Below are 25,317 nucleotides of genomic sequence, written 5' to 3' on the forward strand. Positions count from 1 at the left end.
AAACCAATCTGACTGGTCTTGCAATGACAGATAGAAAAACAAGTCAAATAAAAATTGCTGTAGTGATTCCATCCTACAAAGTCAAAGCACATATTCTCTCCGTCGTAGATGCTATTGGGGAAGAAGTCGAGAAAATTTATGTAGTAGACGATTGCTGCCCGGAAGGCTCAGGCGACTTCGTTCAGGAAAACTGCAAAGACACTCGTGTAATAGTCGTCCGAAACGCTGAAAATCAAGGCGTTGGCGGCGCAGTGATGGCTGGATATCAAGCAGCCATTTCTGATGGAATGGACATCATTGTAAAAATCGACGGCGATGGGCAGATGGACCCGAACTTGTTGCCAAAATTCGTTGAACCCATCATCAACGGTGAAGCCGACTACACGAAAGGCAATCGCTTCTTCGATCTCGAAGAAATTCGACAAATGCCGAAAATGAGGTTATTTGGCAACGCAGTCCTTTCATTCATGACCAAACTCTCGTCAGGGTACTGGGATCTCTTCGACCCTACCAATGGCTACACAGCGATTCACCGAGATGCTGCACGCCACCTCCCCTTTCACAAAATAAGTCGTCGATATTTTTTTGAAACCGACATGCTTTTCCGACTTAATACGATAAGGGCGGTAGCAGTAGATATCCCCATGGATGCAAAATATGCAGACGAAGTCAGCAACCTGAAAATTTCAAAAATAATCGGCGAGTTTTTAGCCAAACACTTGCGCAATTTCGGCAAGCGGGTTTTTTACAATTATTACCTTCGTGATATGTCACTGGCGTCAATCGAATTGCCAGCAGGTCTCTTATTAATGGCTGTCGGCACAACGTTTGGGGCATCACATTGGATCGACTCTCTTCAGTCCGGGATTACCACACCTGCTGGCACTGTCATGGTCTCCGCGCTGCCTGTAATCCTTGGCACACAATTGATTCTGGCGTTTCTCGGGCATGACATTCAATCTGTTCCAAAACGCCCATTACATCCGATGAAAAGAACAAACAAGGCAGCTCAGTAAATGACTTATATCATTGCCTTAATTTGCGTTTTGGGTATCGCTGCAGGACAGATCCTCTTCAAGGTTAGTGCATCGGCCTTGCATCGAGCGGGAAGTGTTTTCGACGTCAATTTTCTGGCAACACTCTTTGCAGCATTCGCACTCTATGGAATCACAACGATTGCCTGGGTATGGGTGCTACAGAAGATTGAACTCGGAAAAGTTTATCCTCTTATGGCCCTGGCCTTCGTGTTGGTCCCTATAGGTAGCCACTTGATCTTCGGTGAAAAATTTCAAACCCAATATTTCATCGGTGTTGCAGTGATTATCGCTGGAATTATCATCACGGTTAGAGCCTGAGCGTACTCCATGAAGAATTACTCCATCGTTAAGGTTGCACCCAGAGCATTCTGGTCATTCCTGATAGCGGTCATGTTCACAGCGGTCGCAAGTATCTCGAGTACTGCCGCATGGGGTACGCCTAGCAATGGTGATGGCTATGTGGATTCAGTTCAGATAGACAGAGGAAAGCTCATTCTCCAAGGTTGGGCTGGCGGCGCAACTCCCACTCAACGGATAGTAGCATTAAGTGTATCTATTGATGGCAAGCAGATATACAAGGGCCCATTTGAACGCGTTGAAAGGCCTGATGTAGTAAGCTCCACAAAAAGACCGGATTGGCTTCAATCCGGATGGCGTCTATCACTACAACTCAATGATGACACCTCCTCCAGCAGCCACAAGATAGAAGTACAAGCAATTCCAGACACTGGACCAGCTTTAAGCCTTGGCACAAGCGAGTCTCCAGGAACAGCAACAGCCAGCAACGATGAAAAAAAGCAAAAAACACTTATTCGCGCCACCAAAACCATAATTATCATTAGCCTTGCACTAGCACTGTTCGCATTTTTCTTCGCTGAAAATATTTCTAACAGACTGCTCAAGTCAAGAACGTATGCACCTCACCTGTTTGCAGGCGTTATCACTCTAGTTTTTACCACTTGCGTGACACTTGGACTAACGGGCTCATCTGTAAACTTGGGAATCCGGCAAACTCCCTTTATCAGTAGCGACCTCATTAAAATCTGGGGAAATGAGCAGCCGATACGTAGTGATGAATGGTTGGTTCTCACCCCGCTCGCAATAGCCCAATACAATCATAAACCCGCTAATCCGATCATCAACACCAATCATGGTGAAGATGGCCAAAACATGCTCATCATCGGAATGACCGGTGTGCCTGTTGCGCACATTTCGCAGATTGCAAAGCCTGCAACCTGGGGTTTCTTCCTATTCGATCTGAAGCGCGCCCTCGCGTGGGACTGGTGCTTCCCTTTCTTCAGTTGCCTGCTCGCGCTGTGGGCAGTTTTATGCATTTTGATTCCAGGACAGTGGCGTAGCAATTTTCTCGGCGCACTCATTTTCAACGTATCCCCTTATGTAGTCGGCTGGTCATTCTGGCCCGCTTACGCGACACTTTTCCCATGCATTGTTTTTTTGGCATGCATAAAACTAATCAATGCAAAGAATGCATCGTGCAAAGCGATTTATAGTCTATTACTCGGCATCGCATTCGCCGGATTCGTTTTCGTCCTGTACCCTCCATGGCAAGTCTCGCTAGGATACGTTTTTGTAGCACTGACGATTGGCATAGCTATCAGAGATAAGTTATACAAAAAACTGAATATCTCCACCTTAGGCTTCATATCCCTCTCCCTCATGGTAAGTGGGATACTAGTTGGGCTCTGGTGGAAAGATGCCAAGCCAGCAATTGAAGCAATGGAGAATACTGTATATCCAGGGCAACGCACGACTGTACTGGGCGGAAACTTATCACTACCATTCATCCTACGCGGCTTCACCAACATTGAGACACTGCACCGCCTCTCAAGCCCGCTGAGCAATCAAAGCGAAATTGCCTCATTCTATTATGTACTACTGCCTCTAATTGCCGCGTTCCTACTGGCCGCACGAAGAAGAGCGCTTGGCGCCATTGAGATATCACTGGCTATCTTTATATCATTTTCTCTGATTTTCATGACCGTAGGGGTACCCGAAGCATTTGCAAAGTACTCAATGTGGGGGCGGGTACCCTCCAACCGAGCAGATCTCAGCCTCGGCCTGAGTACACTGATCCTTTCTTGCATGCTGATTTCGCGAACGCAGCGTGAAGAGTCAACTATGTTTGAAAGGTCGATCGCAGCACTCACATCAATCGCATGGATCTATATCGTTTATAAAAACACTCACGACCTTGATGACAGCATTCTTGCCGGCTTGTCGAATAGTGTAATGCTGGGCGTACTGATCACCACCGCAGCAATCGGATACTTCCTGGTGACAGGAAACAAAAAACAGTTCTTGGCGATAAGTTTGGGGCTCGGCATTGCAACCACAGCCACCATGAATCCTCTCAGCATTGCCCCCCAAAACGTTTCGAACAAGCTAACGACGGCCTCCGGATCAGTGATCAGCAGCTCCGACAAGATCGTAACCTTGAACAACATGCTTCCATCTATGTTCCTAGTTGCCAGTGGCACTCACACAACGAATGGCATCTATTATTATCCTCAAATAAAAATCTGGAAGTCACTCGACCCAGAGCACAAATACTTGGATATCTACAATCGTTACCAGCACTTGTTTTTCACCTCTACGAAGAACAATAACAGCACGCCTTTTGTGATCACAACCCCACAACCGGATGTTGTGAGAGTGAACGTCACAAGTGGTGTATTCGACTTCGCGCTCACGGGAGCCACCGTCTTGGCCTCGCCTTCCTCGGAGGATACCGAGCTTGCCACTAACCCTACCCTTGTGAAGCTTCTCAGTGCTGATGGCTGGTCGTGGTACAGGATTTCACATCATCCATAGCTGTCTCACGCAGTGCCTGATCATCAGGCACCGCACCCATACAGACTTTCATGACTTGCATTTCAGATTAGAGTCACAGTGTGAAGTTTTTTAGCACTGTATCATTTCGATCCATGAATCCCATCTGGCGGTAGGTAATTTCATGGATCGAATACAATCGATCTAGTTGACGGTAGCGGGATTGGAGCGAGGTCGACAGCTAGGCGACCCACTGTTAGGGTAAAGGACTCAAGCGGGGCAGGCCACCGACTCGAATACCTGACCTCTCCCCCTTTATGAAACAGGTGGGGTTTATAGCTCGCTTATAATTTATTACCGGTCAGTGCCAAGAAGGCTGACGTACCGATCTTCTACTATCAGCGCAGGCATATAAAAGCCAGCAGATAGGCGGGCGCTTGGAAAAACTGTGGCAGGTACTATGGAATGATAGGGATCGCAACACCAACGCTCAGCGTTGGCGAAACACTAACAGAATGCACAATGCGGCAAATACTAATTGATCGCGCGGTCGCCTACGACATTTTCTTGACTGAATCATCAATCTTATCATTGCCAGCCTTCCGTAAAGCTCCGGTCTTTTCACCTGACCGCCATCTGCATTTTTGGCAGTTAGCTCACAGATAAGTCTTACCTGAGAAAACCACCAACCATGGAAGACTTTGCTGACCCGCTTGACAGCGGAACCCAGGCCCGCGTTAACGCCGACCTGATTACACGAATGCTGCCGATAATCCATCCAGGCAACGGGGTCGATGAACCATTGGAACCCAGCATTGCGTGCAAACGCATAGCATAGCCAATCGTGTAGCGCAACTTCCTGCACCTGTAGCCAGCGTTCTTCGATCAGACGCTTGAATGCCACCGCCAACCTCTGCGTAACTACATAAGTGCATCCAGGCCCTGCGGCCTCAAAGAAGTGATCCCATTGCACCTGCGGTTGTGCCTTGTCCACGAGCATGCGGCGGCCATCTGGCCAGAAAGCGAAAACGTTACTTGAATAACCGTCAAAGCCACCGACACGTAGCGTCATCGTTGCCCTCTCGAGCTTGTTTGGACACCAGATATCGTCTTGATCGGAGAACGAAACGTAATCGTACGCCGAGAGGTCAACATCCCGAATCAACCGAAAGAAATTAGGTGCAGCCCCCCCAAACCTACCCGATGGCGGCAGAACGTGTATTGTAGGATGACTGATCGCATATTCATTGCACCAGGCTTCTGTCCCGTCAGATGAGGGGTCAATACTAATGTAGATAGTTACAACGACACCGGTTTGCGCCAGGATAGAGGCAACTTGCTGTTCTATCCAGGCCATGCCGTTGTATGCTGCCAGCAGCACTGCAACCCGTGGGTGATTGTCGGACATGCTGCTAGCTACCTTGCTAATGTGAGGACAAGAGACTCAGTGAGCCCCCACTTCCAGCAACTTTTGCAGGTACTGGCCATAACCCGTCTTTTTCAGCCTCTCCGCTTGAGCGGCGACTTGTTCTTTCGAAATCCAGCCGTTGGCATAGCCAATTTCCTCAAGGCACGCTACTTTCCAGCCTTGGCGCTGCTCGATTGTATGAACAAAATGGCTAGCCTCTAGCAGCGACTCATGGGTGCCTGTGTCCAGCCAAGCAAAACCGCGACCCAGCATCTGCACCGTAAGCGACTTCCTGTCCAAATAGGCACGGTTGACATCGGTGATTTCGAGCTCACCGCGCGCGGAAGGCTTGATGCTTTTGGCGATCTCGACCACGTCGTTATCGTAGAAATACAAACCGGTCACAGCATAGTTGGACTTCGGTGCTGCGGGCTTTTCCTCAATGCTAAGGGCGCGGCCATTTTTGTCGAATTCAACGACACCAAAGCGCTCGGGATCGTTCACGTGATAGCCAAATACCGTAGCACCGTCTTTTTGCTCGGCAGCGGCGCGCAAATTATCCGAAAAATGCTGACCATAGAAAATATTGTCACCGAGGATCAAGCAGCAAGGGTCATTGCCGATAAATTCTTCGCCAATAATGAATGCTTGAGCCAAGCCATCCGGACTGGGTTGCTCCGCGTAGCTCAACTGAATGCCATATTGGCTGCCATCCCCGAGCAACTTGCGAAACGCCGGCAGATCGTCAGGCGTCGAAATGATCAGGATCTCACGCATACCCGCCAGCATGAGTACCGACAGCGGATAGAAGATCATCGGCTTGTCGTAGATTGGCAGCATTTGCTTGGAAACACCCAAGGTCAACGGGTGCAAACGCGTTCCCGAACCGCCTGCCAGGATGATTCCTTTACGATTGATTGCGTTCATTTATTCAAGATTTCCATGAGCATTCGAGTTACACCGACTTTCCAGTCCGGCAATTGCAAAGCGAAAGCATCGCGTAGCTTTGTTGTATCCAGACGTGAGTTCAACGGACGATTTGCAGGCGTCGGATATTCCGTGGTAGCAATTGGATTGATCGTTTCCACTGCTAACGGCTCGCCGTGTGCTCGCGCAGACGCAATGACATAGGTCGCGTATGCGTGCCAAGACGTCTCACCCGCGGGAGCCAGGTGGTAAATCCCGCACAGGCTGGGATTGTTCAGTGTCTTCTGCACTGCATGCACCGCAACATCGGCCAATAGCTCGGCACTGGTCGGCACACCAATCTGGTCCGCGATGATATTCAGGATCTGCCGCTCTTTGGCCAGACGTAGCATGGTCTTGGCGAAGTTGTTGCCTCTCGCTGCGTAGACCCAACTGGTGCGGAAGATCAGGTGTTTGCACCCAGACGCCACAATCAGTTGCTCACCCTCAAGCTTGGTGGCGCCGTAATAGTTTACCGGCGATACGCTATCACTTTCTTTCCAGGGGCTTGTACCCGCACCATCGAACACATAGTCCGTGGAGTAATGCACGAACAATGCATCCAGACGCTTTGCCTCTTCAGCAATCACCCCGCTAGCCAAGGCATTGACCTTACGGGCGAGTTCCTGCTCAGTCTCCGCCTTGTCGACAGCAGTGTACGCTGCGGCATTTACGATAAGATCAGGCGCAACAGCACGGATGGTCTGGCGCAACCCGTCCAGGTCCGACAAATCACCGCTGAGCGTGCCATATGAGGTGGACACCGGATTCCGGCCCAAGGCGACGATCTCACCCATGACTACCAGGGCACGTTGCAACTCCCAGCCAACCTGTCCGTCTTTACCCAGCAACAGAACCTTCATGGCTTTTCAGCACGCGCGGTGTAATTCGTGTCGATCCACTGCTGGTAGCTGCCACTCTTGACGTGCGCTACCCACTCCGCATTGCTGAGGTACCACTCAACAGTCTTGCGAATACCGGACTCGAAGGTCTCCTCCGGCACCCAACCCAGTTCGCGCTGAATCTTGCTGGCGTCGATCGCATAACGTACGTCATGGCCAGGTCGGTCGGTAACGTAGGTCACCAGGTTGAAATGCGGAGCGAACGCGGAGTCAGGGCGCAGTTCATCAAGCAACTCGCAAACAGTTCGCACAACTTCAATGTTCTGCTTCTCGTTGTGGCCACCGATATTGTACGTTTCGCCGACTTCACCCTCGGTCACGACCTTATACAGCGCACGCGCATGATCTTCGACAAACAGCCAGTCGCGGATTTGATCCCCTTTGCCATAAATAGGCAGCGGCTTGCCCTCCAGTGCGTTGAGAATCACCAGCGGGATCAGTTTTTCAGGGAAGTGGAACGGCCCGTAGTTGTTCGAGCAGTTGGTCACCAGGGTCGGCAGCCCATAAGTGCGGGCCCAGGCGCGTACCAGGTGGTCGGAACTGGCCTTGCTCGCCGAGTACGGGGAGCTTGGCTGGTAGGGGGTCGTTTCGGTGAAGAGATCTTCCGGCCCTTCCAGGTCACCATAGACTTCGTCAGTGGAAATATGGTGGAAACGGAATGCCGACTTACGTGCTTCGTCGAGCCCGGACCAGTAGCCACGCGCGGCTTCGAGCAGGACGTAGGTACCAATGATATTGGTTTCGATGAACGCCGACGGCCCGGTGATAGAGCGGTCGACATGGGACTCGGCAGCCAGGTGCATCACCGCATCAGGCTGATGTTCGCGGAACACCCGATCCATCTCCTCACGACTGCAGATGTCAACGTGCTCAAAGGCATACCGTGGATTCTGAGCGACGGATTGCAGAGACTCGAGGTTCCCCGCATAGGTGAGCTTGTCGACGTTGACTACAGAGTCAGCCGTATTGGAAATGATGTGCCGAATGACGGCTGAGCCAATAAAGCCTGCACCACCTGTTACTAAAATCTTCACGAGAATTTTCTACCTTGGGGCCTGACAAAAATCGAAAAGTATTCACCCTATCCATGGAAGCAACGGCACAAAATGACCACAAGCGATGCCACTTTTGCGTTCCCACGATTCAATAGAGGCAAACTTACCTAAGCGAAAACGACAAAGGATTCTACATACAAAACCGCTACCCTTGATAACATAATCACACCGACACCAACGTAAGCCCTTGAGCGCTCGAAACTTCTGACCAGCGGGCAATGACTGCGCCGGACGTTTTTTCAAGAATCGACCCTGCGTTGGGTGTGAATCCAATCAACAATCTCACCGTCAGGCGAATAACCGCTGACCGTTTCACGCAGCAACTGCCGGACACGAACATAATCATCCGTGGAAATCGCTGCGAGCAGCGCGGAAAGCTTATCTTTGAGCACATCCCAGGACAGGTGATCCTCATGCGCAGCCATGATCATCGGATGGTCCGTGCTCACTACCTGATCACCAATCAGCAATTCTTCATACAGTTTTTCACCCGGCCGCAATCCCGTGAACTCGATGGCAATATCGCCCTGTTGATTGCGCTCTGAACGCACACTCAGGCCAGACAGGTGGATCATCTTTTCGGCGAGTTCAACGATGCGCACCGGTTCACCCATATCGAGCACGAACACATCCCCGCCCGTTCCCATCGACCCGGCCTGGATCACCAGTTGCGCAGCCTCGGGAATGGTCATGAAATAGCGGGTGATCTTGGGGTGCGTGACCGTGAGAGGCCCCCCTGATTTGATCTGCTTATGAAATAGCGGCACAACCGAGCCCGACGAACCCAGCACATTTCCAAAACGAACCATGGTAAAGCGCGTTTTGTTGACCCTGGATACCTTGCCACTGTCAGCGAACATGACCGGCGCCATTTCACGACTCAAAGCTTGCAGAATCATTTCTGCAAGCCTTTTGCTGCTGCCCATCACATTGGTGGGGCGTACCGCTTTGTCCGTGGAGATAAGCACGAAATTGGCGACGCCTGCCTGCAGTGCCGCCTGTGCAGTGTGGAGGGTACCGATGACATTGTTCAGCACACCCTCTGCCATATTGTGCTCGACCATTGGCACATGCTTGTAGGCCGCCGCGTGATAGACGGTGTCCACACGCCAGGCTTTCATGACATCCAGCAGGTGTGCCTGATTACGAACAGAACCGAGGATTGGCAACAAACGTATGGACAATGACTCGCGGCTGATGCGCTGCTCAAGTTCAGAGAGGATAGTGTAGAGGTTGTACTCGCTATGATCGAACAGCAGCAGCGTCTTGGGGCCCAGGCCAATGATCTGCCTGCACAGCTCGGAGCCGATCGAGCCGCCTGCCCCCGTTACCAGAACGGTCTGTTTCTCAATGCAACGCACCAGCAACTCTTTTTGCGCAGGCACTGCATCGCGCCCGAGCAAATCGGCGATGTCGACGTCTTGAATATCCCCTACCTTCACCCTGCCGCTAGCAAGATCGGCAAAAGCAGGAACACTGCGCACATGCAAAGGGAACGGCTCGAGGAAGCCAAGAATTTCTTTTCGGCGGGCCCGCGTAGCCGAAGGCAGCGCCAGTAGGATTTCCTGAGCGCCCGTTTCATTGATCAGTTGCTGAAGGTGCTTGGGCTTGTAGACCTGCAAACCGGAAATGACCCGCCCGGACAAGTCGCCATCATCGTCGAGGAAAGCCACCGGGCGCATCAGACGGCCCATGCGCAAGGCGGCCAGTAATTGGTTGCCCGCTGTTCCAGCTCCGTAGATGGCGACCTTGGTCAAGCCGTCATCTCGGCCCGCAAAAGGCATCACGTGAGCGCCGGCAAACCAGTCCCCCATAAAATAGTGGCGCATCAGCAACCGCAAACCACCGATGATGACCAGGCTCAACCACCAGTAATTGAAGACGATCGACCGCGGCACGATCGCCTGATGATTGCTGTACCAGAAAACGACCACGGAAAGTATCAACGACGAGAGACTGACCGCCTTGATGATGGCGATCAGTGCGTCATTGCCAAAATAACGCATGACCGCACGGTACATTCCAAACCGTGTGAAAAGCGGAATGGCCACGATTGGAGCGAAGGCGAACAACCATGCGTGCTCTTTGAGCGGACCGGAAAGATCATCGATGCCCAAGCGCACGAGAAATGCAAGCCAGAGGGCAAGCCAGATGAGCAAAACATCAGTTACGACCTGAATCAACCTCTTCTGGCGCCTCGGCAACGCGACCAAGAAAACTCGCAGCCTGTCCAACAGGTTATCGCCGCTCATCGACTTCTCCCTGCATATGGCGCTTTATTGACGAACACTCGCCCATAGTACTCATTGAAGCACCTTTACAAGCGCAACGCCGCCTATCCCTCACCAACATCCGTCTCTCGCTCTCCCGCATGAAACCTGAGTGCCAGCACCACCAGTGGCGCGTAGGCGATTAGCAGCCCTGTCCCGCCAAGACCAAAGATGGTGCACGCGACAGCGATTGGCAATAACCAGCACAGGTTTATCAGCACAACGGCCACGGTGACTGGTAAATGCCTGCCGAAATGACGCGCAGCGTATTGGTAAGCATGGCTCCGATGCGCCTCATACACCTTGTCCCCGCGCAATAGTCGGCGTAGAAGGGTGAACGTGGCATCGACCACGAATACGCCCATGAGAATCAGCCAGCACCAAAAGAGTTCGCTATCTAGCGAGGCCGCATGGAGCGAAAGCCCGGCCAACACAACCCCCAGAAACCCACTACCTGCATCGCCCATGAAAATTCGCGCGGGTGGGAAATTCCAACACAGGAAACCTGTGACGGAGACCGCAAGCAGCAGTGGCCCCCAGATAGCTGCCAGGTGGCCGGTCAGGCCATAAATCAGGCAAGCCCCAAGGCAGACAGTGATTGCCTGCACACTGGCGATGCCATCGATCCCATCCATGAAGTTGTAGAGGTTGAGCGTCCAGACGAGGTACAACAACCCAAAGATACTACCGACTACCCGCGGCTCGACAGACATGCCGAATGCCGAAAGCTGGGGCATACCTCCCAACCAGTACAGAGACCACGCAGCGGCCATGAAGTGCGCCAGCAGACGCCAACGGGCCGCCACGTGACCATGATCGTCCATGAAGCCGATGACGGCTACCATTGCACCAGATCCACCCAGCGCCATACAGATCCTGACGGGAACATTGCCGGATACGCCTAAAAACACCAATGCGAGCAGAAAAGTCAGAACTATTGCAACGCCACCTCCGCGCGGCGTCGGCATGCTGTGCGAGCTACGTGCATTGGGGATATCCAGCAGGCTCTGCGACAAGGCGTATTGGCGCAGGGCAGCCGTCAGGCCGAACGATAGGACAAAAGCAATAGGAAGCAGCCAGAGAAGGCTCATTGGCGATGAGTTTCCAGATAATAGGTGCAGGCGGTTTCGGGCGCTTCTAATAAGCTGGTGGCTGACACCCAGCCCTCCAGGCCCAGAGTCATCTCTACAGTGAGCTGCAGCGAACATGTCAGTCGCATGGCGAGGTCTTGGCACACGAGCATGACAACTGCATTGCGCAACTGGCAGTCATCATATTCAGGAAGGGCCGATTCATCCAGCCTTGTACCTTCTACCTGCCTCCTCGAGCCCCTGATGCGTGCTCACGCGCGGTTCCCATTGCAATAATTCACGCGCTTTGCCTGCATCAATTTGAAGCGAGCCAAAAAGCTGGATATACATGCTTTCCCTGCCGGTCAATATTGCCATCCAGTGAAGGATGGTTTTGGGAAATGGCAGCAACCAACGGCGACAACCCATACCCTTAGCCAGCCGGCGAACCATTTCCTCCGTCGAAACATCATCACCGTCACAAATCAGGAAGACCTCGTTCGCCGCGTGCGGACTTTTGACACAAAGTTCGATAAAACCAATCAGGTTCTGCAGCGAAACCAGACTTCTCAGATTATCCATCCCGCCGAACGGCAAAGGCACAGGAAGGGATGTCAGCTTCAGTAGCCGTGCAAAATTACCCGGCGCGTGCGCTGCGAAAATCATCGGCGGCCGGATGATGACGACCTCCATAACGCCCGACTCTGCCATGTTGAGCAATCCACATTCCGCTTCGTATTTGGATTGCGCATAGGGTGAATGAGGCGATACCGCACTTCGCTCGTTAAAAGCCTGACCCTTCGTTTGCGCGCCATTCACACCAATACTGCTGATGAAGACAAATCGCCTGACCCCGGCGAAAGCCGCCTGACGCGCCAGGTTCAATGTGCCTTGGGTGTTGACCTCCCTGAACATCGCCAGTGGATCGGCGTCGCGGTGATGCAGTATGTGCGCACGAGCAGCCAGATGCACAACTACATCCACACCCGTCAGTACCGTTTGCCAATCGGTTGCACCATTTACATCGCCAACTTGAATGCACTCGGCGAACGGCACTTCGATGGCTCGCCGCTGGGCCAACCGTAGCTGTAAACCATCATCGAGCCGAAGTTGCTCGATCAAAGCTCTGCCGACAAAGCCGGAAGCCCCCGTCACCAACACTCTCACTCTTGCGACTCACTCTCTTGCCGGAATATTCACTTAGCGCACACTACGATGGCCAACCCTTCAGACACTCCATACAGCTTACAGCGAAACGCACCTCATGCTCTCCTCCGCTCTCGCCAGACCAAGAGCGAGCATCAGGCGATAATGACCTCCGCACGACACCCCATTTGGCCAATCCGCCGCCTCAGAGACTTGGCCAATCCTTCCTTGGCACTGCTGTCTCCGTGCACAAGCAATACCCTCCCCGCCGGCGTTCTGCCTCCCATGGCAAACCGTACCAAGCCCCCTTGGTCCGCATGCCCGGAGTAGCCGTGCATCGATATGACTTTCGCCCGCACATCATGCATATCTCCATCCAGGTCAATCTGCACAAACCCTTGCGCCCCTTCGCTGGCCTGTATCACCGCCCCCGGCGTCCCCTTAGCCTGGTACCCCACAAACATCACCTCATGCCGCGGATCACCCAGCATGGCCTTGAGGTAATTGACGATGCGCCCACCCGAACACATGCCATTGCCGGCAATCACGATCGCCGGTCGCCCGGTGCTCTTGAGGTAATTGACCACCTGCTGGTGGCGGGCATGGGTGTCCACACTGATCAGTTGGCTGAAGCCGAGTGGATCGCGCCCTGCAGCAACACGCGCCCTGGCTTCTGCATTCCAGTATTCGTGCAGCTCCCGGTACACGCTGGTGATGCGCTGAGCCAAGGGCGAATCGAGGATGATGGGCAACTGTGACCAGTCGATCGGCTCCCCGTCCGGGGCCGGACCGGTAGTGTTCAGCAAGGCTTTGCGGTGCAGAATGTCTTCCAGCTCGTACAACAGCTCCTGCGTGCGACCAAGACTGAATGCGGGAATCAGGAGGGTGCCCTTGTCGGCGAGGGCACGGTCGATGGCGTCTTCCAGCCGCTGACGGCGGTCGTCTGCCTGCGGATGCAGGCGGTCACCGTAGGTGCTTTCCAGCACCAGCACATCGGCGCGCTCCGGAGGCTGCACCGGGCGCAGCAGCGGGTTGCCACAAGCGCCCAGGTCACCAGAAAACACATAACGGGTGTTGGTTTGCTCATGCTGGATATCGCACTCGACATAAGCGGAACCCAGAAGATGCCCTGCGCGCTGTAGACGAATACGGCAGGCAAGACCAGGGCGCTCGACCACCGTGTGCCAATGCTCGAAGGGCAGCGGCACGATAAGGTCACGGATGAAGTCGAGATAGCGCGCCACCTGCGCAGGCTCGCTGCTGATGCTCAGCTTGTAGGCGTCTTCCAGTACCAGCGGCAGCAGCCGGGCCGAGGGCTCGCTGCACAGGATAGGGCCACGGTAACCCGCTGCCAGCAGCGCAGGGATGCGCCCAACATGGTCGAGATGGACATGGGTGATGACCAGGGCCTGAATACCCTGGATATCAAAAGCGAGGGGGGCGGATTCTGCACCGGGCGGCGCATCACTTCCCTGTTCCAGCCCGCAGTCGACCAGCAAACTGGTGGATGGGCCGAGGTGCAGCTGGTGACAGGACCCGGTGACACCCCGGGTACCACCGTGATGGGAAAGGCTGGGATATTCCATGCTGCGCACACTCGCCTGGACCGAAAATGAAGTGGGCTATTACTCCATGACAGCCGACGCATGCATAGGCGAACCTTTCTTTAATAGGTGTAGGAAATTTCCTTAGTTGCCGTTCAGTGCCGCCTGACGGGCAGAAGCCCTGATCTTGCGCTTGCTACGCTGCACGCCGTAAGCCCCCAGCAATGGCCCGACCGCCAGGCCAATGACCAAGGCAGCCAATACCAGAACAGCAACCGGCATGGCTGGCGTAGCCCAACCGAACAGGACCAATGACACGGCTTGCTGGTTCTCCAGCACGAAGAACAGCACCACAGCCGCCAACAGCAGCACGAACACTGCCGCCAGGGCGCGCTTGAGGTTACGCATCAGAATTCTCTCCTTGGTAGATCAGGCTTCAGCCTCGTCTTCTTCATTGACCCGATCACGCAGCTCTTTGCCGGGTTTGAAGTGCGGCACGAACTTGCCTTCGAGGCTGACCGACTGGCCGGTCTTCGGGTTACGGCCCACGCGGGGGGCGCGATAGTGCAGCGAGAAGCTGCCAAAACCGCGGATCTCGATGCGATCGCCGGTAGCCAGGCATTGCGACATCTGCTCAAGCATGGTCTTGATGGCCAGCTCCACATCCTTGGACGAGAGCAGCCCCTGATGGGTGACAATACGTTCGATCAGCTCCGACTTCGTCATATTTTTCCCTTCGTTATCAAGCAGCTAGATCATTGCTTAACCAGTTTGTAGCACGCTGGGAAGGATTTGAACAGGGTGGATCTTGACTTAATAAAAAAATTCAAGATTGAAGTAATTCAAGAATGGTCTACCACTCAGGCAGGCCAGCGCTGCCTGATTCGCGGGCAAGCCCGCTCCTACAACGGGGCGTGTCAGCCTGAGGCGAGTGTGATCCAGCGCCATCGGTGTAGGAGCGGGTTTACCCGCGAACACCGGCGAAGCCGGTGCCATCCACCGCGCCGCCTGGTTGCGGAGCATAAAAAAGGGCGACCCGAGGGTCGCCCTTTTTACCGATCAAACAGAACTCAGTTCTGCTTGGCCATTGCTTCGCGCAGCAGCGCAGCCATGGTGGTGTCGGCAGCAGCTTCCGGAGCGTTTTTCAGGCTCTGGATAGCTTCGCGCTCTTCAGCGTCGTCTTTCGATTTGATCGACAGGCTGATAACGCGGGACTTGCGGTCAACGCTGATGATCTTGGCTTCGATCTCTTCGCCTTCCTTCAGAACGTTACGCGCGTCTTCAACGCGGTCACGGCTGATTTCGGAAGCTTTCAGAGTGGCTTCGATGTCGTCGGCCAGGGTGACGATGGCGCCTTTGGCGTCAACTTCTTTCACGATGCCCTTGACGATAGCGCCCTTGTCATTGACAGCAACGAAGTTGGAGAACGGATCGTCTTCCAGCTGCTTGATGCCCAGGGAGATGCGCTCGCGCTCTGGGTCAACCGACAGGATGACAGTTTCCAGCTCGTCGCCCTTCTTGAAACGACGCACGGCTTCTTCGCCGGTTTCGTTCCAGGAGATGTCGGACAGGTGAACCAGGCCGTCGATGCCGCCGTCCAGACCAATGAAGATACCGAAGTCGGTGATCGACTTGATGGTACCGGTGATCTTGTCACCCTTGTTGAACTGGCCGGAGAAGTCTTCCCATGGGTTGGACTTGCACTGCTTGATGCCCAGGGAGATACGACGACGCTCTTCGTCGATGTCCAGAACCATGACTTCCACTTCGTCGCCAACCTGAACGACTTTCGACGGGTGGATGTTCTTGTTGGTCCAGTCCATTTCGGAAACGTGTACCAGACCTTCAACGCCTTCTTCCAGCTCAGCGAAGCAGCCGTAGTCGGTCAGGTTGGTAACGCGAGCCTGTACGCGAGTACCTTCTGGGTAACGGGCAGTGATAGCTACCCACGGATCTTCGCCCATCTGCTTCAGACCCAGCGAAACGCGGTTGCGCTCACGGTCGAACTTCAGAACGCGTACGTCGACTTCGTCGCCAACGTTAACGATTTCCGATGGGTGCTTGATGCGCTTCCAAGCCATGTCGGTGATGTGCAGCAGGCCGTCGATACCGCCCAGGTCCACGAATGCGCCGTAGTCGGTGAGGTTCTTGACGATACCTTTGACTTGCTGGCCTTCCTGCAGGGTTTCCAGCAGGGCTTCGCGCTCGGCGCTGTTCTCGGCTTCCAGCACGCTGCGACGGGAAACGACAACGTTGTTGCGCTTCTGGTCCAGCTTGATGACCTTGAATTCCAGCTCTTTGCCTTCCAGGTGGGTGGTGTCGCGCACTGGGCGGACATCAACCAGGGAGCCCGGCAGGAACGCACGGATGCCGTTAACGTCGACAGTGAAGCCGCCCTTAACCTTACCGTTGATAACGCCCTTGACCACTTCTTCGGCGGCGAAAGCTGCTTCCAGAACAATCCAGCACTCGGCGCGCTTGGCTTTTTCACGGGACAGCTTGGTTTCGCCAAAGCCGTCTTCGACCGCGTCCAGCGCAACGTGAACTTCGTCACCGACCTTGATGGTCAGCTCGCCAGCTTCGTTGTAGAACTGCTCGAGCGGGATGACGCCCTCGGACTTCAGGCCAGCGTGTACGGTAACCCAGTCGCCGTCGATGTCGACAACGATACCGGTGATGATCGCACCCGGCTGAAGATTGAGGGTTTTCAGGCTTTCTTCAAAGAGTTCTGCAAAGCTTTCGCTCATTTTAATTCCTGTAGATTCGGGCGAAACAGACGCCCATAACCACATTCCAGACAATGTGGGTTCGTTTTAAGTAAAGGAAAGCCGGCAGGACGTTGACTGGTGCCCCTGCCTGCTTTCCTGGCTATCAGATAAGGTCGCGCTGGGCGATCTCGCTTCTGATACGTTGCAACACCTGCTCGATGGACAACTCGGTAGAGTCCAACTGAATGGCATCGGCCGCTGGCTTCAGCGGGGCCACTGCACGTTGGGTGTCACGTTCATCACGCGCACGAATCTCATCCAGCAGACTCGACAGACTAACATCTTCACCCTTGCCCTTCAACTGCAGGTAGCGGCGACGTGCGCGCTCCTCCGCGCTGGCGGTGAGGAAGACCTTCAATGGCGCATCCGGGAACACCACGGTACCCATGTCGCGACCGTCAGCAATCAGCCCCGGCACTTCGCGGAACTCACGCTGACGCACCAGCAGCGCATCACGCACTGCCGGCAACGAGGCCACCATCGATGCACCAGCACCGACGGTTTCGGTACGGATGACGTTGCTGACGTCCTCACCCTCAAGGATGATCTGTTGCAGCTTACCGGGCTCGGCAGCAATGAACTGCACATCCAGATGGGCGGCAAGTTTGGTCAGCAGCTCTTCGTTGGTCAGGTCGACGCCATGGTTGCTGGCATTGAATGCCAGCAAGCGATACAGCGCGCCGGAGTCCAGCAGCTTCCAGCCCAGCTCGCGGGCAATCAGCCCTGCGACCGTGCCCTTGCCCGAGCCGCTTGGCCCGTCGATGGTGATAACCGGTGCCATTGAATTCACGACTTGCCCTCTTCTGCCACGCGAATCCCCACTTCGGCGCACAGCGCCAGGAAGTTGGGGAACGAGGTGGCGACGTTGGCGCAGTCGTGAATGCGAATTGGCGCACTGGCGCGCAGCGAAGCCACGCTGAAGGCCATGGCGATGCGGTGGTCACCATGCCCATGCACTTCGCCGCCGCCCAACTGGCCGCCGTCGATGATGATGCCGTCCGGGGTCGGCTCGCATTTGATGCCCAAGGTGGTGAGGCCATCGGCCATCACCTGGATGCGATCGGACTCCTTCACCCGCAGCTCTTCGGCGCCACGCAGCACGGTACGCCCTTCAGCGCAGGCAGCGGCCACGAACAATACCGGGAATTCGTCGATGGCCAGCGGCACCAACGCTTCAGGAATGTCGATACCCTTCAGCTTGGCACCGCGCACACGCAGGTCGGCCACGGGCTCGCCGCCCACTTCACGCTGGTTTTCCAGGGTGATGTCGCCGCCCATCAGGCGCAGGATGTCGATCACGCCGGTACGGGTCGGGTTGATGCCGACATGCTCCAGCACCAACTCGGAGCCTTCAGCGATAGAGGCTGCGACCAGGAAGAACGCTGCCGAGGAAATGTCAGCCGGCACTTCGATCCGGGTAGCGGTCAGCTTGCCACCGGATTGCAGCGAGGCCACCGGGCCATGGCTGTCGACCGAGTAGCCAAAACCGCGCAGCATGCGCTCGGTGTGGTCACGGGTAGGCGCAGGCTCGGTGACAGTGGTCTTGCCTTCGGCGTACAGGCCGGCCAGCAGCAGGCAGGATTTGACCTGGGCGCTAGCCATTGGCAGCGTGTAGGTCAGCCCTTTGAGCTTGTGGCCACCGCGGATGGTCAGCGGCGGGCGGCCGTCCGGGCCGGTCTCGACCACAGCACCCATTTCGCGCAGCGGGTTGGCCACACGGTTCATCGGGCGCTTGGACAGCGAGGCGTCGCCGGTCATGGTGACATCGAACGACTGACCGGCCAACAGGCCCGACAGCAGGCGCATCGAAGTACCGGAGTTACCTACGTACAGCGGCCCAGGTGGCGGCTTGAGGCCATGCAGGCCCACGCCGTGAATGGTCACACGACCGTGGTTGGGGCCTTCGATGACCACACCCATGTCACGGAATGCCTGCAGGGTCGCCAGCGCATCTTCGCCTTCGAGGAAGCCTTCGACCTCGGTAGTACCTTCGGCCAGCGAGCCGAGCATGATCGAGCGATGGGAAATCGACTTGTCGCCCGGTACACGGATCCGCCCGTTCAGGCGGCCACCCGGTTGGGCCTGGAAAATCAGATCGTTGGCGTTCATAGCGTCCACATAGGCCCGGCGGGCCAGGATTTTACTGAAATGCTCGCGGGCAACCCGTGCGCGGGTGAATACACCCAGCAGTTGGTGCCCATCCCCTTCAGCGATCGCGTCGCGCAGGGCGTCGAGATCGCTGCGATATGTATCAAGCGTGCGCAGGACAGCGTCGCGGTTGGCGAGGAAGATGTCATGCCACATGGTCGGATCGCTGCCGGCGATTCTTGTGAAATCGCGGAATCCACCCGCAGCGTACCGGAAGATCTCGAGGTTTTCATTGCGTTTGGCCAGTGAGTCGACCAGGCCAAAGGCCAGCAGATGTGGCAGATGGCTGGTGGCGGCCAGTACTTCGTCATGGCGCTCGACCGACATGTGCTCCACGTCGGCATCCAGCGCACGCCACAAGCGGTCAACCAGGGCCAGCGCGGCGGGGTCGGTTTCGGCCAGCGGCGTGAGGATGACCTTGTGCCGGCGGAACAAGGTGGCATTGGAGGCTTCTACCCCGCTCTGCTCGGAACCGGCAATGGGGTGGCCCGGGACGAAGCGCGGCAGGCGATCACCGAAGACGGCACGCGCTTCCCGCACGACGTTGCCCTTGGCGCTGCCGACGTCGGTGATGATTGCATCACCCAGGTCGAGCTGGGCCAGGCGCGCGAGGACTTTTTCCATGGCCAGGATCGGTACGGCCAGCTGAATGACATCGGCGCCCACGCAAGCGGCGGCGAGGTCTTCTTCGCAGCGGTCGACCACGCCCAGGGCCACGGCCTGCTTGCGCGAGGGGGCATCCAGGTCGACACCGACCACTTCGCGGCACAGGCCGCTTTCACGCAGGCCCTTGGCGAACGAGCCGCCGATCAGGCCCAGGCCGACCACGACCAGGCGGTCGATGATAGGTGCGGGTTTGGTTTTTGCTGCATTTACCACTGGTGCGAACCCTGTTCTGAAATCTGGACAGCCGGTAAGAGCCATTGGGGCTGCTTTCCAGCCCATCGCGACGCAAGGCCGCTCCCACAATGCGCTACACCTGTGAGAGCGGCCTTGTGTCGCAATGGGGCGCGAAGCGGCCCCAACAACCTCAGATCAAAGCACCGCCTTCGGATACGAGCCCAGCACCTTCAGCGCCACAGCCTCCTGGCTGATCTGCTCGAGCACCGCCTTGATCAGCGGGTCGCGGTGGTGACCGACGAAGTCGATGAAGAACACGTAGGTCCACTTGCCGCTGCGCGACGGGCGGGTCTCGATGCGGGTCAGGTCGATGCCGTTCTGATAGAACGGCACCAGCAACTCATGCAACGCACCTGGCTTGTTGCTCATCGAAACGATGATCGAGGTCTTGTCGTCGCCGGTCGGCGGTACTTCCTGGCTACCAATCATCAGGAAGCGCGTGGAGTTGTCCGGGCGGTCTTCGATCTTCTCGGCCAGACGGGTCAGGCCGTACAGGTTGGCCGCCATATCGCCGGCGATCGCCGCCGAATTCCACTCACCCTTGACCCGCTTGGCCGCTTCGGCATTGCTCGATACGGCCACGCGCTCCACGTTCGGGTAGTGCGCGTCCAGCCACTTTCGGCACTGGGCCAGCGACTGGGCGTGGGAGTAGATGCGGGTGATGCTGTCGGTCTTGGTGTTCTCGCCCACCAGCAGGTGGTGGTGGATACGCAGCTCGACTTCACCGCAAATCACCATGTCATGCTCGAGGAAGCTGTCCAGGGTGTGGCTGACCGCACCTTCAGTGGAGTTTTCCACCGGCACCACACCGAAGTTGACGGCACCGGCCGCCACTTCACGGAACACTTCATCGATGGCCGCCATCGGCCGACTGATCACCGCGTGGCCGAAGTGCTTCATGGCCGCCGCCTGGGTGAAGGTGCCTTCAGGGCCGAGGTAGGCGATTTTCAGCGGCTCTTCCAGGGCCAGGCACGACGACATGATTTCGCGGAACAGCCGCGCCATCTCTTCGTTGCCCAGCGGGCCCTTGTTGCGCTCCATCACGCGCTTGAGCACCGCAGCTTCACGCTCAGGACGGTAGAACACCGGCTTCTCGCCTTCCTTCAGCGAGGCCGTCTTGACCCGGGCTACTTCTTCGGCGCAGCGGGCGCGGTCGCTGATCAGCTCGAGGATTTTCTCGTCGAGGCTGTCGATGCGCACGCGCAGCGCCTTGAGCTCCTGTTCGGACATGTCAGCCATGCTCCTTCTCGAATTCAGCCATGTAGCCGACCAGCGCTTCTACCGCTTCCAGCCCCAGGGCGTTGTAGATGGAGGCGCGCATGCCGCCCACCGAACGGTGGCCCTTGAGGTTGAGCAGGCCACGCGCATCGGCGCCAGCGAGGAAGGCCTTGTCCAGGCGCTCGTCAGCCAGGCGGAACGGCACGTTCATCCACGAACGGGCGTTGACGCTGATTGGGTTGGTGTAGAACTCGCTGCGGTCGATGAACCCGTAAAGGCGCTCTTTCTTGGCACGGTTGCGCTGCTCCATGGCCTCAACACCGCCCTGCTCTTTCAGCCACTCGAAGACCAGGCCAGAGAGGTACCAGGAGTAGGTGGCCGGGGTGTTGTACATCGACCCGTTGTCAGCCGAAACCTTGTAGTCGAGCATGGTCGGGCAGCTGCTGCGGGCATGACCCAACAGGTCTTCGCGCACGATCACGACCACCAGGCCGCTTGGGCCGATATTCTTCTGCGCGCCGGCGTAGATCAGGCCGAACTGCGACACATCGATCGGGCGCGAGAGGATGTCGGACGACATATCGACCACCAACGGCACGTCACCGGTTTGCGGCACCCAGTCAAACTGCAGGCCACCGATGGTCTCGTTGGACGCATAGTGCACGTAGGCAGCGTTTTTGGTCAGGTTCCACTCGTTCTGGCCGGGGATGGCCAGGTAGTCGTAAGGCTTGGCAGTGGCGGCGACGTTGACGTTGCCGAAGCGGCGCGCTTCCTCGATGGCCTTTTTCGACCAGATACCGGTTTCGATGTAATCGGCCGTGCCGTTTTCCGGCAGCAGGTTCAGCGGGATTTCAGCGAACTGCTGGCTGGCGCCCCCTTGCAGGAACAGCACCTTGTAATTGGAGGGGACGGACAGCAGGTCACGCAGGTCCTGCTCGGCCTTTTCGGCGATGGCCACGTAATCGTCGCTGCGATGGCTCATTTCCATCACCGACAACCCCTTGCCACGCCAGTCCAGCATCTCGGCCTGTGCGCGCTGCAGGACAGCGTCAGGAAGCGCGGCAGGGCCTGCGCAGAAGTTAAAGGCTCGTTTGCTCACATCCACTCTCGCTCTGCCAAATAGAACAAAATCGTAATTCGGTGGCCACATTCCATGCAGGATCGGTGGCGCCTGCATCGCGGGCAAGCCCGCTCCTACACAGTCAAACGGGGCGACCTTGGTCGCCCCGCTCGGGTTTACGCTCGCTTACTCTTGCGGGGCCTCGTCGGCACCCGCAGCTTCTTCATTTTCATTGTCTGGCGCTGCAGCCTCGACACCCTCCTCGTCCGTCTCGATCACTTCATCGAGCTCGTCCTCGGATGGCTCCTGGATACGCTCCAGGCCCACCAGTGTCTCATCGGCCGCCAGCTTGATCAGCGTAACACCCTGGGTGTTGCGGCTCAGGCTGGACACCTCGCCAACCCGGGTGCGAACCAGCGTGCCCTGGTCGGAAATCAGCATGATCTCCTCACCTTCCTGCACCTGGATAGCCCCAATCAGCAGGCCGTTGCGCCCTTTGGTACCCATGGCGATCACACCCTGGCCACCACGGCCGCGACGCGGGAACTTGGACAGCGGGGTGCGCTTGCCAAAGCCACGCTCGGAGGCGGTGAGGATCTGCGAGCCGGACTCCGGGATCAGCATCGAGATGATCCGCTGGCCTTTGCCCAGTTTCATGCCGCGTACACCACGGGCGTTGCGACCCATTTCACGCACGACGCTCTCGGCAAAGCGAATGACCTTGCCAGCGTCGGAGAACATCATGACTTCCTTGGCGCCATCGGTGATGGCCGCGGCAATCAGAGTGTCGCCTTCCTTCAGCTTCAGGGCGATCAGGCCGTTGGAGCGCGGACGGGCGAACTGCACCAGCGGGGTCTTCTTGACGGTACCGGAAGCGGTCGCCATGAAGATGTACGCGCCGGTCGGCTCTGCAACCCACTCCGGGGTGTCGCCGTCTTCTTCGTCGACTTCCTCGGCCTCCACCAGCTCACCCTCGAGCACGGTGTCTTCAGCCTCGTCCAGTTCTTCGTCGAGGTCGGCGTTCTGCTGCAGCGCTTCGAGGTCGATCTGCAGCATGGCGGTGATGCGCTCACCCTCCTCCAGCGGCAGTAGGTTGACCAGCGGACGACCGCGGGCAGCGCGGGACGCTTCGGGGATTTCGTAGGTCTTCTTCCAGTACACCTTGCCCTTGCTGGAGAACAGCAACAGGGTGGCATGGCTGTTGGCGACCAGCAGGTGCTCGATGTAGTCCTCGTCCTTCACGCCGGTCGCCGACTTGCCTTTGCCGCCGCGGCGCTGGGCCTGGTAGGCGGACAATGGCTGAGTCTTGGCATAACCACCATGGGAGATGGTGACCACGCGCTCTTCTTCCGGGATCATGTCGCCGTAGTTGAGGTCGTGGCTGGCATTGAGGATTTCGGTGCGGCGCACATCGCCGTACTCGGCACGGATGGCCTCCAGCTCCTCGCGAATCACTTCCATCAGGCGCTCGGCGCTGCTGAGGATGCGGATCAACTCGCCGATCTGCTCGAGGATTTCCTGGTACTCGGCCAGCAGTTTCTCGTGCTCCAGACCGGTCAGGCGGTGCAGGCGCAGGTCGAGAATGGCCTGGGCCTGTTCCGGCGACAGGAAGTACTTGCCGTCATGCAGGCCGTACTGCTCCGGCAGGTCCTCAGGGCGGCAGGCGTCGGCGCCGGCGCGCTCGACCATGACCTGCACGGCACTGGATTCCCACGGCGTGGAAACCAGGGCTTCCTTGGCTTCGGACGGCGTCGGCGAGGCCTTGATCAGGGCAATGACCGGGTCGATGTTGGACAGCGCGACCGCCTGGCCTTCAAGGATATGGCCGCGTTCACGGGCCTTGCGCAGCTCGAATACGGTACGGCGGGTCACCACTTCACGGCGGTGGCGGACGAACGCTTCGAGCAGGTCCTTGAGGTTGAGCAGGCGCGGACGGCCGTCGACCAGGGCCACCACGTTGATGCCGAATACGCTCTGCAGCTGGGTTTGCTGGTAGAGGTTGTTGAGCACCACCTCTGGCACCTCGCCGCGACGCAGCTCGATGACGATGCGCATGCCGTCCTTGTCGGACTCGTCGCGCAGCTCGGTGATGCCTTCGATCTTCTTCTCTTTGACCAGCTCGGCGATCTTTTCGATCAGGCGCGCCTTGTTCAGCTGGTACGGCAGCTCGGTGATCACGATCTGCTGGCGGCCGCCAACCTTGTCGATGTCTTCGATCTCGGAGCGGGCGCGCATGTAGATGCGGCCACGGCCGGTGCGATAGGCCTCGATGATGCCCTGGCGACCGTTGATGATGCCGGCAGTCGGGAAGTCCGGGCCAGGGATGAACTGCATCAGTTCATCGATGGTGACTTCCGGGTTGTCGATGAGCGCCAGGCAGCCATCGATGACCTCACCGAGGTTGTGCGGCGGAATATTGGTCGCCATGCCCACGGCAATACCGCTGGAGCCGTTGACCAGCAGGTTGGGAATACGCGTCGGCATGACCGCCGGGATCTGCTCGGTGCCGTCGTAGTTGGGCACCCAGTCGACGGTTTCCTTGTGCAGGTCGGCCAGCAGCTCGTGGGCCAGCTTGGTCATGCGCACTTCGGTGTATCGCATGGCGGCAGCGTTGTCGCCGTCCACCGAACCGAAGTTGCCCTGGCCGTCGACCAGCAGGTAGCGCAACGAGAACGGCTGGGCCATACGCACGATGGTGTCGTAGACCGCAGTGTCGCCGTGCGGGTGGTACTTACCGATCACGTCACCGACCACACGGGCGGATTTCTTGTACGGCTTGTTCCAGTCGTTGCCCAGTTCGCTCATCGCATAGAGAACGCGGCGATGCACGGGCTTCAAGCCGTCACGCGCATCGGGCAGCGCTCGCCCGACAATCACGCTCATCGCGTAGTCGAGGTAAGACTGTCTCAGTTCGTCTTCGATATTGACCGGGAGGATTTCTTTGGCCAGTTCGCCCATGAGAAGCCTGATTCCTTTTTCTGGTGAAACTTCGCAGCTCCATCAAGGGCCGAACGAAGCTCGCCGCCGCAGCGCAT

The 25,317-nt window shown here is 56.9% G+C and carries 19 protein-coding genes; 3 read left to right on the forward strand and 16 right to left on the reverse strand.

What is annotated here, in order from left to right:
• The first annotated feature begins 23 nt into the window (after positions 1-23).
• From BJQ17_RS08740 to BJQ17_RS08755, 3 genes are read left to right on the forward strand one after another with little or no spacing between them, the layout of a single operon-like run.
• A complete protein-coding gene (locus BJQ17_RS08740) occupies positions 24-1,016 on the forward strand; it encodes a glycosyltransferase family 2 protein (RefSeq protein ID WP_054888759.1) in 993 nt (330 codons plus the stop codon).
• Complete coding sequence (locus tag BJQ17_RS08745) at positions 1,017-1,355, forward strand: EamA family transporter (RefSeq protein ID WP_054888750.1); 339 nt, start codon at positions 1,017-1,019, stop codon at positions 1,353-1,355.
• Positions 1,356-1,364: 9 nt separating this feature from the next.
• Complete coding sequence (locus BJQ17_RS08755) at positions 1,365-3,869, forward strand: hypothetical protein (RefSeq protein WP_127644091.1); 2,505 nt, start codon at positions 1,365-1,367, stop codon at positions 3,867-3,869.
• 448 nt (positions 3,870-4,317) lie between these two features.
• Here the strand turns inward: BJQ17_RS08755 and BJQ17_RS08760 are convergent, their stop codons facing one another.
• The 16 genes from BJQ17_RS08760 to gyrA all read right to left on the reverse strand — a co-directional run bounded on the left by BJQ17_RS08760 (position 4,318) and on the right by gyrA (position 25,240).
• Entirely contained in the window at positions 4,318-5,235 is a 918-nt protein-coding gene (locus BJQ17_RS08760) for a glycosyltransferase (protein WP_054888748.1), read from the reverse strand.
• Between the two features lie 36 nt (positions 5,236-5,271).
• Positions 5,272-6,162, reverse strand: coding sequence for a glucose-1-phosphate thymidylyltransferase RfbA (gene rfbA, locus BJQ17_RS08765; protein WP_054888747.1), 891 nt, complete (start codon positions 6,160-6,162; stop codon positions 5,272-5,274).
• Entirely contained in the window at positions 6,159-7,064 is a 906-nt protein-coding gene (gene rfbD, locus BJQ17_RS08770) for a dTDP-4-dehydrorhamnose reductase (protein WP_070095910.1), read from the reverse strand. The genes rfbA and rfbD overlap by 4 nt, the downstream gene beginning before the upstream one ends.
• Complete coding sequence (gene rfbB, locus BJQ17_RS08775) at positions 7,061-8,137, reverse strand: dTDP-glucose 4,6-dehydratase (protein WP_054888745.1); 1,077 nt, start codon at positions 8,135-8,137, stop codon at positions 7,061-7,063. Before rfbB ends, rfbD begins: the two co-directional genes overlap by 4 nt.
• A gap of 260 nt (positions 8,138-8,397) precedes the next feature.
• Positions 8,398-10,410 (reverse strand): nucleoside-diphosphate sugar epimerase/dehydratase, encoded by a 2,013-nt coding sequence (locus tag BJQ17_RS08780; RefSeq protein ID WP_012053380.1) that lies wholly within the window; start codon positions 10,408-10,410, stop codon positions 8,398-8,400.
• Between the two features lie 83 nt (positions 10,411-10,493).
• Positions 10,494-11,519: a glycosyltransferase family 4 protein gene (locus BJQ17_RS08785; protein ID WP_054888744.1), complete on the reverse strand. Its 1,026-nt coding sequence runs from the start codon at positions 11,517-11,519 to the stop codon at positions 10,494-10,496.
• Positions 11,520-11,720: 201 nt separating this feature from the next.
• Entirely contained in the window at positions 11,721-12,653 is a 933-nt protein-coding gene (locus BJQ17_RS08790; RefSeq protein WP_256559534.1) for an NAD-dependent epimerase/dehydratase family protein, read from the reverse strand.
• A 146-nt stretch (positions 12,654-12,799) separates the two neighbouring features.
• Entirely contained in the window at positions 12,800-14,230 is a 1,431-nt protein-coding gene (locus BJQ17_RS08795) for an MBL fold metallo-hydrolase RNA specificity domain-containing protein (RefSeq protein ID WP_070095911.1), read from the reverse strand.
• A 102-nt stretch (positions 14,231-14,332) separates the two neighbouring features.
• Complete coding sequence (locus BJQ17_RS08800; RefSeq protein ID WP_003252676.1) at positions 14,333-14,596, reverse strand: lipopolysaccharide assembly protein LapA domain-containing protein; 264 nt, start codon at positions 14,594-14,596, stop codon at positions 14,333-14,335.
• Between the two features lie 21 nt (positions 14,597-14,617).
• Positions 14,618-14,914 carry an integration host factor subunit beta gene (ihfB, locus tag BJQ17_RS08805; protein ID WP_003252675.1) on the reverse strand — a complete coding sequence of 99 codons (297 nt, stop codon included), beginning with the start codon at positions 14,912-14,914 and terminating at the stop codon, positions 14,618-14,620.
• 344 nt (positions 14,915-15,258) lie between these two features.
• Entirely contained in the window at positions 15,259-16,935 is a 1,677-nt protein-coding gene (gene rpsA, locus BJQ17_RS08810) for a 30S ribosomal protein S1 (RefSeq protein WP_003252673.1), read from the reverse strand.
• Between the two features lie 124 nt (positions 16,936-17,059).
• Positions 17,060-17,737, reverse strand: a complete 678-nt coding sequence (gene cmk / locus BJQ17_RS08815) for a (d)CMP kinase (protein WP_003252672.1) — start codon at positions 17,735-17,737, stop codon at positions 17,060-17,062.
• Between the two features lie 5 nt (positions 17,738-17,742).
• A complete protein-coding gene (locus BJQ17_RS08820; RefSeq protein ID WP_033725821.1) occupies positions 17,743-19,950 on the reverse strand; it encodes a bifunctional prephenate dehydrogenase/3-phosphoshikimate 1-carboxyvinyltransferase in 2,208 nt (735 codons plus the stop codon).
• Between the two features lie 189 nt (positions 19,951-20,139).
• Positions 20,140-21,234: a prephenate dehydratase gene (gene pheA / locus BJQ17_RS08825; RefSeq protein WP_004575796.1), complete on the reverse strand. Its 1,095-nt coding sequence runs from the start codon at positions 21,232-21,234 to the stop codon at positions 20,140-20,142.
• Position 21,235: 1 nt separating this feature from the next.
• The gene (gene serC / locus BJQ17_RS08830; protein ID WP_003252667.1) at positions 21,236-22,321 is read right to left on the reverse strand and encodes a 3-phosphoserine/phosphohydroxythreonine transaminase; all 1,086 of its coding nucleotides are present in this window, start codon (positions 22,319-22,321) and stop codon (positions 21,236-21,238) included.
• A 147-nt stretch (positions 22,322-22,468) separates the two neighbouring features.
• On the reverse strand, positions 22,469-25,240 hold the full coding sequence (gene gyrA, locus BJQ17_RS08835; protein ID WP_054888743.1) for a DNA gyrase subunit A: 2,772 nt from the start codon (positions 25,238-25,240) through the stop codon (positions 22,469-22,471).
• Between the last annotated feature and the right edge of the window lie 77 nt (positions 25,241-25,317).

Origin of the sequence: Pseudomonas sp. NBRC 111139 (assembly GCF_001753955.1) — a bacterium.
GTDB lineage: Bacteria > Pseudomonadota > Gammaproteobacteria > Pseudomonadales > Pseudomonadaceae > Aquipseudomonas > Aquipseudomonas alloputida.

Coding starts and splice junctions, on each gene's coding strand:
- BJQ17_RS08740 (WP_054888759.1), top strand. CDS start 24: ATGACAGATAGAAAAACAAGTCAAATAAAAATTGCTGTAGTGATTCCA.
- BJQ17_RS08745 (WP_054888750.1), top strand. CDS start 1,017: ATGACTTATATCATTGCCTTAATTTGCGTTTTGGGTATCGCTGCAGGA.
- BJQ17_RS08755 (WP_127644091.1), top strand. CDS start 1,365: ATGAAGAATTACTCCATCGTTAAGGTTGCACCCAGAGCATTCTGGTCA.
- BJQ17_RS08760 (WP_054888748.1), bottom strand. CDS start 5,235: ATGTCCGACAATCACCCACGGGTTGCAGTGCTGCTGGCAGCATACAAC.
- rfbA (WP_054888747.1), bottom strand. CDS start 6,162: ATGAACGCAATCAATCGTAAAGGAATCATCCTGGCAGGCGGTTCGGGA.
- rfbD (WP_070095910.1), bottom strand. CDS start 7,064: ATGAAGGTTCTGTTGCTGGGTAAAGACGGACAGGTTGGCTGGGAGTTG.
- BJQ17_RS08780 (WP_012053380.1), bottom strand. CDS start 10,410: ATGAGCGGCGATAACCTGTTGGACAGGCTGCGAGTTTTCTTGGTCGCG.
- BJQ17_RS08785 (WP_054888744.1), bottom strand. CDS start 11,519: ATGAGCCTTCTCTGGCTGCTTCCTATTGCTTTTGTCCTATCGTTCGGC.
- BJQ17_RS08795 (WP_070095911.1), bottom strand. CDS start 14,230: ATGGAATATCCCAGCCTTTCCCATCACGGTGGTACCCGGGGTGTCACC.
- BJQ17_RS08800 (WP_003252676.1), bottom strand. CDS start 14,596: ATGCGTAACCTCAAGCGCGCCCTGGCGGCAGTGTTCGTGCTGCTGTTG.
- ihfB (WP_003252675.1), bottom strand. CDS start 14,914: ATGACGAAGTCGGAGCTGATCGAACGTATTGTCACCCATCAGGGGCTG.
- rpsA (WP_003252673.1), bottom strand. CDS start 16,935: ATGAGCGAAAGCTTTGCAGAACTCTTTGAAGAAAGCCTGAAAACCCTC.
- cmk (WP_003252672.1), bottom strand. CDS start 17,737: ATGGCACCGGTTATCACCATCGACGGGCCAAGCGGCTCGGGCAAGGGC.
- pheA (WP_004575796.1), bottom strand. CDS start 21,234: ATGTCCGAACAGGAGCTCAAGGCGCTGCGCGTGCGCATCGACAGCCTC.
- gyrA (WP_054888743.1), bottom strand. CDS start 25,240: ATGGGCGAACTGGCCAAAGAAATCCTCCCGGTCAATATCGAAGACGAA.